Origin of the sequence: Moorena sp. SIO3I8 (assembly GCF_010692325.1) — a bacterium.
Taxonomy (GTDB): Bacteria; Cyanobacteriota; Cyanobacteriia; order Cyanobacteriales; family Coleofasciculaceae; genus Moorena.
Map to the genome: position 1 here is coordinate 50,131 of NZ_JAAHHW010000022.1, position 11,667 is coordinate 61,797.

The 11,667-nt window shown below is 45.6% G+C and carries 8 protein-coding genes; 5 read left to right on the forward strand and 3 right to left on the reverse strand.

Annotation, left to right across the window (positions count from 1 at the left end):
- Positions 1-38 precede the first annotated feature (38 nt).
- Together clpB and fghA are read right to left on the reverse strand one after the other, a co-directional pair.
- A complete protein-coding gene (gene clpB, locus F6K51_RS11300; protein ID WP_293020367.1) occupies positions 39-2,678 on the reverse strand; it encodes an ATP-dependent chaperone ClpB in 2,640 nt (879 codons plus the stop codon).
- 321 nt (positions 2,679-2,999) lie between these two features.
- Complete coding sequence (fghA, locus tag F6K51_RS11305; RefSeq protein ID WP_293020369.1) at positions 3,000-3,851, reverse strand: S-formylglutathione hydrolase; 852 nt, start codon at positions 3,849-3,851, stop codon at positions 3,000-3,002.
- A gap of 140 nt (positions 3,852-3,991) precedes the next feature.
- On the opposite strand from fghA, the gene F6K51_RS11310 reads away from it, so the two are divergent.
- The 3 genes from F6K51_RS11310 to F6K51_RS11320 all read left to right on the forward strand — a co-directional run bounded on the left by F6K51_RS11310 (position 3,992) and on the right by F6K51_RS11320 (position 7,433).
- Positions 3,992-4,264 carry a glutaredoxin family protein gene (locus tag F6K51_RS11310; RefSeq protein WP_293020371.1) on the forward strand — a complete coding sequence of 91 codons (273 nt, stop codon included), beginning with the start codon at positions 3,992-3,994 and terminating at the stop codon, positions 4,262-4,264.
- Between the two features lie 107 nt (positions 4,265-4,371).
- The gene (locus tag F6K51_RS11315; RefSeq protein ID WP_293020372.1) at positions 4,372-5,892 is read left to right on the forward strand and encodes a UDP-N-acetylmuramoyl-L-alanyl-D-glutamate--2,6-diaminopimelate ligase; all 1,521 of its coding nucleotides are present in this window, start codon (positions 4,372-4,374) and stop codon (positions 5,890-5,892) included.
- 104 nt (positions 5,893-5,996) lie between these two features.
- Positions 5,997-7,433, forward strand: coding sequence for a DICT sensory domain-containing protein (locus F6K51_RS11320; RefSeq protein ID WP_293020373.1), 1,437 nt, complete (start codon positions 5,997-5,999; stop codon positions 7,431-7,433).
- A gap of 34 nt (positions 7,434-7,467) precedes the next feature.
- Here the strand turns inward: F6K51_RS11320 and F6K51_RS11325 are convergent, their stop codons facing one another.
- Positions 7,468-9,198, reverse strand: a complete 1,731-nt coding sequence (locus tag F6K51_RS11325; protein WP_365939943.1) for a HAMP domain-containing sensor histidine kinase — start codon at positions 9,196-9,198, stop codon at positions 7,468-7,470.
- A 294-nt stretch (positions 9,199-9,492) separates the two neighbouring features.
- Between F6K51_RS11325 and F6K51_RS11330 the strand changes: the two genes are divergently transcribed.
- Positions 9,493-10,677, forward strand: coding sequence for an NAD(P)H-quinone oxidoreductase subunit H (locus F6K51_RS11330; RefSeq protein WP_293020374.1), 1,185 nt, complete (start codon positions 9,493-9,495; stop codon positions 10,675-10,677).
- 215 nt (positions 10,678-10,892) lie between these two features.
- Positions 10,893-11,237, forward strand: a complete 345-nt coding sequence (locus F6K51_RS11335) for a hypothetical protein (protein ID WP_293020376.1) — start codon at positions 10,893-10,895, stop codon at positions 11,235-11,237.
- The last annotated feature ends 430 nt before the right edge of the window (positions 11,238-11,667 follow it).

The following is an 11,667-nucleotide window of genomic DNA, read 5'->3' on the forward strand; positions in this document are numbered from 1 at the left end:
GGGTTGCAGCACACCATAGCCTTCAACCTTTCTCAACTTCAATTAGACTCACTAATAGACTCACTGAGCAACAACTGAGCAGGCAATCGCTGAAAGGAAAGCCGTTCATTGTTCACATCTACAAAGATAGTGTCCCCATCATTAAATTCACTCCTGAGAATTCCCTTAGCAATAGGAGTTTCCAACTCCCGCTGAATAGCTCGCTTCAGGGGTCGTGCTCCAAACACTGGGTCATACCCTAATTCTGCCAAAAAGTCAAGAGCTGCATCGGAAAGTTTTAGAGACATCTTCCGCTCTGCTAACCGTTGCTCTAAGCGCAGGGTTTGCAGCTGGACAATATTGCGCAACTGATGTTTTTGCAAGGTATGGAAAATAATCACCTCATCAATCCGATTGAGGAATTCAGGACGGAAACTAGAGCGCATCGCTTCCATGACCCGACTCCGCATTTCCTCATACTTGGAGTCATCCCCAGCTACATCCAGAATATACTGGGAGCCAATATTGCTGGTCATGATAATAACGCTATTCTTGAAATCTACGGTATGCCCTTGAGCATCAGTAACTCGACCATCATCAAGGATTTGCAGCATGACATTAAAGACATCCGGGTGTGCTTTTTCGATTTCGTCAAATAGAATTACCGCATAGGGACGTCTACGGATGGCTTCGGTTAACTGACCTCCTTCTTCGTAACCCACATAGCCTGGAGGAGCACCAATCAGTCGGGAAACGGTGTGCTTGTCCATATACTCAGACATATCGATGCGCACCATAGCCTCTTCGGTGTCAAACAGATAGGCTGCTAAGGCTTTTGCCAATTCTGTCTTACCCACACCGGTAGGACCGAGGAAAATAAAGCTAGCGGTGGGACGATTGGGATCAGCTAATCCCGCACGCGATCGCTGAATAGCATCGGCAACAGCAGTAACGGCTTCCTCTTGGCCAATCACCCGCTTGTGTAGTTCTTCTTCCAGGTGCAGTAGCTTCTCTTTCTGAGACTCGACCAGCTTACTAATGGGAATTCCAGTCCACTTAGAGATAATTTCCGCAATGTCAGCTTCTGTAACTTCTTCCCGCAGCAGGGATTTACTACTGGTTTGGTTCTCGGCTAGCTGTTGCTCAACGGTTTCCAAGGATTTTTGCAACTCGGCTAACTTGCCGTATTTTAACTTAGCGGCTCGGTTGAGGTCATAATCTCGTTCTGCTTGTTGAATTTCTACATTAACTCGATCAATCTCTTCCTTAATCCCCTGAATCCGGTCAATCACATCTTTTTCTGATTGCCACTGGGCATTCAAAGTACGCTGTTCTTCTTTTAGATCAGCCAGTTCTTTTTCTAGTCTTTCGAGCCTTTCGATGGAGGCGAGATCAGTTTCTTTTTGTAAAGACAACCGTTCCATTTCCAGCTGGATAATTTTGCGGTCAATTTCATCAAGTTCTTCTGGCTTGGAAGTAATTTCCATTTTTAGCCGTGCTGCCGCTTCATCCATTAAGTCAATGGCTTTGTCGGGTAAAAAGCGATCGCTAATATACCGAGTAGACAAGGTCGCTGCTGCCACTAAAGCACTATCGGCAATTTTCACCCCATGGTGAACTTCATACCGTTCTTTGAGACCTCGTAGAATCGAGATAGTATCAGCTACACTAGGCTGGTCAACATAGACCTGCTGGAAGCGTCTTTCGAGTGCTGCATCTTTTTCAATGTACTTGCGGTACTCATCGAGAGTAGTAGCACCAATACAGCGCAATTCACCCCGTGATAACATTGGCTTGAGTAAGTTTCCGGCATCCATTGCTCCTTGAGAAGCACCAGCACCGACAACGGTATGGATTTCATCAATGAACAGGATAATTTTGCCTTGGGAATCGGTAACTTCTTTTAGTACTGCTTTCAGGCGTTCTTCAAATTCTCCCCGAAACTTAGCCCCAGCAATCAATGCGCCCATATCCAGAGCAATCAATTGTCGGTCTTTGAGGGATTGAGGCACATCACCAGCTATAATCCGTTGTGCCAAGCCTTCAGCAATAGCAGTTTTCCCAACACCAGGTTCCCCCATCAGCACTGGGTTATTTTTAGTACGGCGCGAGAGAATTTGAATTGTGCGCCGAATTTCATCATCTCTGCCAATAACTGGGTCAAGCTTTCCCTCCCGCGCCGCCTCTGTCAGATCACGTCCATATTTTTCCAGTGCTTGGTATTTGCCCTCTGGATTTTGGTCGGTCACTTTCTGATTCCCTCGAATGTCAGCAATGGTAAGTTTAAGCCTATTTTCATCTAGTTTAAACTTCTGGAATAATGACTTACCAAAGCGGTCATCTTTCAGATAAGCCAGGATCAGATGCTCAATCGAGATATAATCGTCTTGGTATTCTTTACGATAAGACTCTGCTCGGTCTAGCAAGCTATTCATGCTGCGTCCTAGGTAAACCGAGTCGCTATTACCAGAAACCTTAGGTTGTTTTTTGATAAAAGATTCCGTTGCTTCCCTTACCCCTGGCACAGAGACTTCCGCTTTGTTCAGAATACTGGTAGCAAGTCCATCTTGATCCAGCATCGCCTTCATCAAGTGTTCGCTTTCGATTTGTTGTTGCCGTGCGGTTTTAGCAACATCTTGGGTGTGTGCGATCGCTTCCCAGGCTTTTTCGGTAAACTGGTTAGGGTTACTTGGTTGCATCTCTAATCACTCATTCCTCTAACTGTTCACAATTCTAAAAAAGCCAGTGAGATGCCATAGATCGGTCTTCACGTCTTCTGTTTGGGATATTGCCGTCCTAGTCAAGTAATACCAATTCTTAAAACTCAGCTATCAGCTGATAGCTGATGGCTTACCTTCCGGTTAATTATCAATTGGTTAATTATCAATTGGTTAATTGGCAATTTTAAATTTTCAATGTTCCATTCTCAAGTTTTTCAACAACCTTGGGAGCTATGCCGTGCCGACCTGCGGGGGTTTCCCCCACTCCCGCTTTGCATCAAGGGATTGTCTCCATTTTCTTCAATCCAACAAAGCCTCAGCATGATGGCTGATATGGTCTTTTATAAAGGTGGCGATAAAATAGTAACCATGGTTATAGCCGACCTGGAGACGGAAAGTCAGGGGCTGATCTGCCTTTTCACAAGCTTTCTCAAACACCTCAGGGAGCAACTGCTGCTTCTCGTAAAAGGGGTCAGCGGTGCCTTGGTCAATCAAAATTGTATGGTTATAGTTGGCTGTCAGCACCAGTTCGCTGGCATCGTAAGCTCGCCATTGCTCTTGGTCTGTCCCGAGGTAATTGGTGAATGCCTTCTGACCCCAGGGGCTGCGCATGGGAGCAGCAATGGGAGCAAAAGCAGAAACGGATAGGTACTGCTTGGGATTCCTTAAAGCACAAATCAACGCACCATGACCGCCCATAGAATGACCAAATATACCTTGTTTCTCCACTTGCGCGGGAAAATTTTGGGCAATTACCTCCGGTAACTCGTGGACAACGTAGCTATACATTTGATAGTGAGCTGACCAAGGTTCAAGGGTGGCATCTACGTAAAAACCGGCACCAGACCCCAAGTCCCACTCATCGTCCTCACCTGGAATGCCTGTATTCCGAGGGCTGGTATCTGGAGCCACCAACATCAATCCATACTTGGCTGCAAATCGCTGAGCCCCTGATTTTACCATAAAGTTCTCTTCTGTACAAGTCAGACCTGACAGGTAATATAGAACTGGAACGGATTGGACTTTCGCCTGAGGGGGTTGGTATACGGAAAACCCCATCTCGCTCCTACAAGTCTGAGAGTGATGAGTGTAAAAACCTACTGTACCGCCGAAGCAACGGTTTTCTGAGACGAGGCGAAGGTCTGTGGACATGGGGCTGGTTCAAATGGACGTACCATGAAGGCGAATGTGGCTGTCCTGCATTTTAACGTTTCTTCAGGTGTGTTTGCCGAAGCTGCACTTAAATTTACTAAACTACCTTCTAAATAAACAATTTTCAACTAACTTGCCTGATGGAATTAATTCTTTACAGTAAACCCGGTTGTCATCTTTGTGAGGGATTGCTTGAAAAGCTAGAGATGATTGAAGGGTTAACCTTTCAACTAGAGGTTCGAGACATTACCAGTCGAGAGGATTGGTTCCAATCCTATCAGTATGAGGTGCCAGTACTATGTATTAACCACTGTAGTCAGGAAAAGCTCCTACCTCGCCCCTCTCCTCGTGCTAGCGTTGCACAATTGCAGCGAATGTTACGGAAATATTTCACTTTTTGTGAGTCAAAATAGGCGATACATCAGGTTGACGGTTTGACGGTTGACGGTTTGATGGTTGACAGTTGACTGGTGGCTGTGATGATTCGGTAGATCTTATAGTGTCGTTTGGTGCGATAAATATGAAGCTAAGGGAATTATTAGCCAAAATTGCCAATAGTGTGAAAATGCCTAGCTCCGAGGGTCTTGATTTGGTCGTTACAGGCATCTGTACCAATTCCCACGCCTGCCAACCGGGGGATTTATTCATCGGGATGCCAGGCACTAGGGTAGATGGTGGAGAGTTCTGGGAAAGTGCGATCGCATCTGGGGCAGTGGCAGCGATAATTTCTCCCCAAGCGGCTGCCAAACACCCCCCCAAGGAACTTTCACCAGAAACAGGAGTTTGTGTAATTGCCGCCGATGACATGACCACCGTGTCTGCTCAAACTGCAGCAGCCTTCTACGACTACCCAGCACAGCAGCTAAGACTGATTGGAGTCACTGGTACCAATGGCAAAACTACCACTACCCATCTGATTGAATTTCTGCTCGCTCGTAGCTCTAGTCCTATCCCCACAGCACTTTTGGGTACCCTCTATGCCCGTTGGCCAGGTTTTGAGCAAACAGCAAGCTACACTACACCATTTGCTGTTGAATTGCAACAACAGCTCCAGTTAGCGGTCAAAGCAGGTGCGCAAATGGCAGTGATGGAAGTTAGTTCACACGCCTTAGCCCAAGGTCGAATCCAGGGCTGTCCGTTTGAGGTGGCGGTGTTTACCAATCTCACCCAAGACCATTTGGACTACCACCAGAACATGGATGATTACTTCAGCGCTAAAGCTAAGCTGTTTAGTGCTGACTATCTCAAAGGTAGGGCAATTATTAATGCTGATGACTCCTATGGAGAGCGGTTAATCCAACAGTTACCAACTGAGCAAGTCTGGAGCTATAGTATCCAAAACCCATCCGCTGATTTCTGGACGAAGGACTTAAGCTATGAGCCAACAGGGGTTAGAGGAATTATGCATACTCCAGTAGGAGAGGTTAGCTTTAATTCGCCCCTAGTGGGTCAATACAATCTGTCTAACTTGCTCGCAGCAGTAGGAACAGTTTTAGAGCTGGGTTTGGATTTAGAATCAGTAGCAGCAGCCTTGGCTCAATTTCCAGGAGTGCCAGGGCGGATGGAACGGGTGCAAATTCAAGCGGAACAGGATATTAGTGTAATTGTCGATTATGCCCACACCCCAGATAGTTTAGAAAACTTACTCAGGGCATCACGACCCTTTATTGAAGGCAAGATGATTTGTGTATTTGGCTGTGGTGGTGATCGCGATCGCACCAAGCGTCCTAAGATGGGGAAAATAGCGGCTCAGTTAGCTGATGTTGCTGTAGTAACCTCGGATAACCCTCGCACCGAAGACCCAGAAAGCATCTTAGATGATGTTTTAGAGGGGATTCCTAAATCAGTGGAACCAATGGTAATTTGCGATCGCGCTACCGCCATTCGGACTGCCATCTTGCAAGCCAAACCAGGGGACGGAGTCTTAATTGCTGGTAAGGGTCACGAAGATTATCAAATTCTGGGTACTGAAAAAATCCACTTCGATGACCGAGAGCAAGCCCGAGATGCTTTGATGAGTAGGCTACAGGTTATAGGTTAGCAAATTGACAGCTATTTCAGCGGGCAGGTTGTAGATTATCACATGGAAGGTCAACGTTTAAGCTTTAACCAAACCACCTTTAACGAAACCACCTCTAACCATAAATGAACCTGCCACCTAATCGAGAATTGTCTCTCTACCAGCTGGTTTTAGAAACTCTTGCCTCTCCCGAGTCTCTAACAATCACTCCTGTCACCCTGAAATCCCTAGTCACAGCCACCTTTGACCTGCTAATTGAGCAAAACATCTCAGCCACAATTTGGGTCAAGCCACAGGGTGAGGGCTGGCACAGAGAAATACAACGGTATCAACAACAAGTTGATGTACCAAAAAAAATTTATCTGTGCCACTGTTTAGGAGATAACTCGGAAGAGGTAGTTAACCTGAACAGAGATTCTCAACTGTTTTCCCTACCATTGGAGACTGAAACTCAAATAAAACAAGAGTATTTCTTACTTATTCTCTGTAAGAACTATAGTAGTTTAATTGTGGCTTGCCAGCCTGAGCTATCGGAATCAGAAAATTTAGCTGATAGTGAACTCAGTCAAACATTATTAGCTGTTTTTACCCTTGAGCAATCAGTAATTCGGCAGTTCTTAGAGGGGTTAAGCAAAGTTATTGGAACCACTACAGCAAAGCAACGCAGCCATTGGGAAACCCTTTTACCTGCCCCTCAAAGCTATAATCATACACTACTAACCCAGTTGTTGGTTAAACAAGTACAACGTACAGAAGAAATTGTTCAGGATACCCTGGCAACACAGCCAATCGGGGAGACTAACCCATCTCCCCCATCCCTGCCAGGGGTTACTGATCCGGTTGTGGTAGGGAAGAATTCCTTATCAAGGGTCGAGCCTTATATGAGTAATGAGATACTTCAGCGAGTGGCTCAGGAATTACGGACACCGATAACGAACATGAAAACTGCCCTGAAGCTGCTGGATGCCTCACACATGAAGCTCGCCCAACGCCAACGCTATATTGGGCTTCTTTATAAAGAATGCGATCGCTTAAATTCCTTAGTGGCTGGATTACTAGAACTGGTTCAGCTAGAGGGTGACCCCCAAACTGATCAAACTTGGCCGTTGCAGCTAGCAGAGATTGTTCCTGGTATTGTCAGCACCTATCAACCCCTTGCCCAAGAAAAAGGCATCCAGCTCGGCTACACCATTCCTGCCAATCTCCCCTCAGTCTTGTTTTCAGAGGTTGGCTTGAGGCATATCGTGATTAATCTATTGCACAACAGTTTAAAGTTTACTCCCGCTGGCGGTAAGGTTAGAGTACAGGCAACTCGTAAGGGCAAGTATGTTCAGCTAATATTTAGTGATACAGGTATTGGCATTGCTGAAAGTGACATACCTAAGATTTTTGACAGTTTTTATCGGGGTAGGTCAACACCTAGGGAAGACCTTGGTGCAGGGATAGGTTTAACCATTGTGCAACAGTTATTACAACGGGGCGGTGGTAAGATTTCAGTAGTTAGTCGATTTGGGCAAGGCTCCCAATTTAAAGTCTTGCTACCAATTGCCTCTGAAACGTAAAAATCTGAAACCTAAAAAATCGTTGAGGTAATGGTCAACCAATCCCAGGGAGGGGTGTCTTAGCCAGGTCAGCTAACGGTAAAAATACTGTCATCACCTCACCCTGTTGGGGACGTTGCTTAACAATTAGTTTACCCCCCAACGCCTGGAATAGATTTTTGGTCACATTCAAATTCAAACTGATACTACCGGTTTCTGGCTGGAAAGTCAGCAGCTGACCAAGGGACTTCAATGTCGGGCAATGGTTGTCAGCAATTGTTTCCCGATTAATCTGAGACTGGAATTGTAACTTCAGCTGGTTTCCAGCAGGTGTAACCTGTAACTGGATATGACCCCCTGTTGGAATAGACCGGGTGAAATTTTCCATCAAGCCAGTTAGTACCTGATCTAACAAGGCGGGATGGCTGACCACTGTTGGCAACTGTTGCGGTAAGACTACATCTAGGGTTAAATTACGCCGCTGTGCTTGTTTTTGCCAGCGGGGGATGCTGTTGTGAAAAACCCGAGCCAGAGATATACAGGTCAGGCTAACAGGGGTTTGCTTGGCTGCTGTGGTTTCTAATTCTACTGCCCGGAAAATCAACTCCATGCGGTTGATTTGTTCGCTACACTCATGGTCAATAATTTCTATACGCCGCATGACTTCTGGAGGCAAGTCACGACGTCTAAGCAGTAGTTTAGTCAGGGTGTGAATTGTAGTTAGGGGTGTCCGGATTTCATGGGTCAAAGCTCGGAGCAGCTCAACGTCAGGTGTAGCTTCAGAATTTTCTTTTGGGTGAACAGCAGAGATTCTAGGAAAGCCTCGCGCTTCATTTTTCACCAATCGTTGCCAGTTAGGCTCGCTTCCTTTCTGTTTCTTGGCAAAGGGTGTACTAGAAGACCCATTTTGTGAGTGACTACCAGTTTTGACCGTATCCCTCTGATGCTGAGGTTGTCTTGGCTGAACCATTGTTGACTCGGATATTGTAACCGGTATAGTATGGCTCAGTGCTACTGAAGGCAGTTCTGGTAAATTCTTCAGAAGCCCACGACCAAAGTTCATTACAATGCGGTAATCGGGGGGCTTTGGCACAAATTTTTCGATTAAAGCTTCCAACTGCCTCAGATGATGAGAACTGCTCAGTAATAGTCTACGGCGCAGTGATGCCCAAACACGTTGGATATCTTCTGGATCAAAGGAGAATTGAAAGCCTGGAACCCCAAAGTGGTCTTCCCCAGAGACCATGACTAAGCTAAAGTCTTTGGTAAAAACTAAACAAAACTGCTCGTTAGCTAAGGGGTCTCCTGGAAACAGGGGTAACCTGTAGGTCGTATTTTCTACCAATGGAGTAGTCTCAGGTTGAGCCGGAGGTAGCTGGAAGGGCATAAAAGCCCAAGCATTCAAAGCGTTGTTCGTAAAAATCCCAGTCTCGAAACTTGCCAGTAGCTCTGGATCACTTAAGACTGGAGCAGGACCAGCTAGAATTAATCCTTGCTTCGACGAGTGTTCGGGATTATGGCTTGTTGTTGATGGCTTGCCTGAAACCCCTGGCAACAGCAACTGTTCCAAGGTAGCGATCGCACTTTGCCATTCCCCTTGAGCTTTAGCTGCTGCTGCCCGATGCTTGGGGCTAGCCCCTTCTCTTGTCCTTTGACTGCTAGCACCTACTGAACAAGTGTCAATCACAGTGGCTTGCTCTACTGAAACAGCAACCTTGTCATCGCTTTCAATTAATTCCTGTTGGGATAAAATTTGACTTATACTTGGTAATAACCACCTTGGCACCACAATCCACCCCCGATGCACAGCTAGTGCAGTAATTCAAACTATCAACTCCTTTGATAAAGATGGTAATGTGATTGCTGATAGTTTAAGGATCGTAGAACCGAACTTCTACGTAGCAATTCCCGTTAACCTAGGCATTGGCAAGAAGGAGCTTAAACAGGAATTAACAGTTTTAATCAAGAATATCAAATTTTTCTGGCAAACAAGATAGACTACCTTCCTGCCTCTGTTTTGGTAAGCTAATAGCTAGCGGCTAACAGCTAGCAGCTAAAAGTTGGGGCAATTAATCAAAATATGGCAAAGATCGAGACCAGAACCGAACCCATGGTGATCAACATGGGTCCCCACCATCCCTCCATGCACGGCGTTCTCCGCTTAATTGTCACCCTGGATGGGGAGGATGTGATAGATTGTGAGCCGGTAATTGGCTACCTGCATCGAGGCATGGAGAAAATTGCCGAGAATCGCACTAACATCATGTATGTCCCTTACGTGAGCCGATGGGACTATGCAGCAGGGATGTTCAACGAGGCAATTACAGTCAATGCCCCAGAGAAATTAGCAGATATTCCGGTACCCAAACGTGCCAGCTACATCCGTGTGATCATGCTGGAGTTGAATCGGATTGCCAATCACCTGCTGTGGCTTGGACCATTCCTAGCAGATGTAGGTGCCCAAACCCCATTCTTCTATATCTTCCGGGAAAGGGAGATGATTTATGACCTATGGGAAGCTGCCACTGGACAACGGTTAATTAACAACAACTACTTCCGTATTGGTGGAGTTGCGGTTGACCTACCCTATGGATGGATAGATAAGTGCGAAGACTTCTGTGACTACTTTGACCCTAAAGTTGATGAGTACGAACGGTTAATCACCAACAACCCTATCTTCCGCCGTCGAGTTGAAGGTATCGGTACCATTAGTCGGGATGAAGCCATTAACTGGGGACTTTCTGGCCCAATGCTACGAGGTTCTGGAGTCAAGTGGGACTTACGCAAAGTTGACCACTACGAATGCTACGACGACTTCGATTGGGAAGTACACTGGGAAACCGGGGGTGATTGTTTTGCCCGGTATGTGGTGCGGATTAGGGAAATGCGGGAGTCAGTTAAGATTATCCGTCAAGCATTAAAAGGACTTCCTGGTGGTCCTTACGAAAACCTAGAAGCCAAGAGGATGGCAGAGGGCCGCAAATCCCAGTGGAACGACTTCGATTATCAGTTCATGGGCAAGAAAATTGCCCCTACCTTCAAGATTCCCAAGGGCGAACACTATGTCCGTCTTGAGTCTGGTAAAGGAGAACTAGGAATTTTCATTATTGGTGATGATAATGTCTTTCCTTGGCGTTGGAAGATTCGTGCACCCGATTTCAATAACTTACAGATTCTGCCCCATATCCTCACAGGAGTCAAAGTTGCCGATATTATGGCGATTCTCGGTAGTATTGACATCATTATGGGGTCAGTAGACCGTTAAATTAGCTTCCGGCAAAAGAAGCTAAGGTATTCCTCCTATTCTTTGCTAAAGTGGGAGGAATTTTTGATATTAGGTGCCCTTTCCGCATCTAATTATTAAATTCGCGTGGAGGCGCACCAACGGCAAGCGCACCTTTTGTAAAACTGTGACGTTAAGACAGCATTTAGGGAATTCTAGGAATGTAGCTCCAAAGATGAAGAGTAAATTGGCTGTCTATGAGTGAAAATCCCCCACCTATTAAAGTATTACGTCAGCGCCATGTAGGCTGGGATAAGCCTACCGAGGAAAATCTCAAAACTATTAAAACTATTGAGTTATTATGGAGTAATTTGTTCGAGGCAATTTTTGATCCCACTGAAGATAACTGGTTAGACCATTGGCAAAAGCTATACAAAACGATTTTAGAGCTTTGTTCTGATAACGAAGAGCGCCGCATTACTCTAGTCTACCTGAGCAATGTTAAGGATTTGACAAAAGAAGCTAGAGAATGGAAAATGCTGGTGACTTACCTTGAGAATACTAAAGACTGGGCTAGAAAATCGATTATTAGAGGCTCGTGAACTGTTAAATAAAATAGTCAAAATGGTGACGTTTCCCGTAAGCCACAGGCTCCGTCAAAATTATCTTTGATAAAGTAAAACCTGTAAAGTTAATCACAGCAAGACCGCTATCCCTTCTAAAAACGCTTTCGGGAATACTTTTCTGATAATACTGAGCGCTACATTATGCGCTACCAGTAGCCAAGCTTGAGCTTAGTTATTGCTGCGTTCGCGTAGCGGCTCTTTCAGAGCATCGCAATCCTAATTAATTTGTGAACAAAAACCGGTTGTAATATTCTTCCCCCAACGCCGATCACCCCATCACCCTGTCTAAGCCTCTGGGCAAAATGTTAAGAAGAGTAAACTAGAGAAGTAATATTAAGTCCGGTTAATCACTTCCCAAATAGTTCCTGGATTGTTGGATGTTAGCCCTTTGGCTGATGGGTAATTG

Excerpts from the sequence above, each read along its gene's own strand:
- F6K51_RS11315 (WP_293020372.1), top strand. The coding sequence starts at position 4,372 with ATGAAGCTAAGGGAATTATTAGCCAAAATTGCCAATAGTGTGAAAATG.
- clpB (WP_293020367.1), bottom strand. The coding sequence starts at position 2,678 with ATGCAACCAAGTAACCCTAACCAGTTTACCGAAAAAGCCTGGGAAGCG.
- F6K51_RS11335 (WP_293020376.1), top strand. The coding sequence starts at position 10,893 with ATGAGTGAAAATCCCCCACCTATTAAAGTATTACGTCAGCGCCATGTA.
- F6K51_RS11330 (WP_293020374.1), top strand. The coding sequence starts at position 9,493 with ATGGCAAAGATCGAGACCAGAACCGAACCCATGGTGATCAACATGGGT.
- fghA (WP_293020369.1), bottom strand. The coding sequence starts at position 3,851 with ATGTCCACAGACCTTCGCCTCGTCTCAGAAAACCGTTGCTTCGGCGGT.
- F6K51_RS11310 (WP_293020371.1), top strand. The coding sequence starts at position 3,992 with ATGGAATTAATTCTTTACAGTAAACCCGGTTGTCATCTTTGTGAGGGA.
- F6K51_RS11320 (WP_293020373.1), top strand. The coding sequence starts at position 5,997 with ATGAACCTGCCACCTAATCGAGAATTGTCTCTCTACCAGCTGGTTTTA.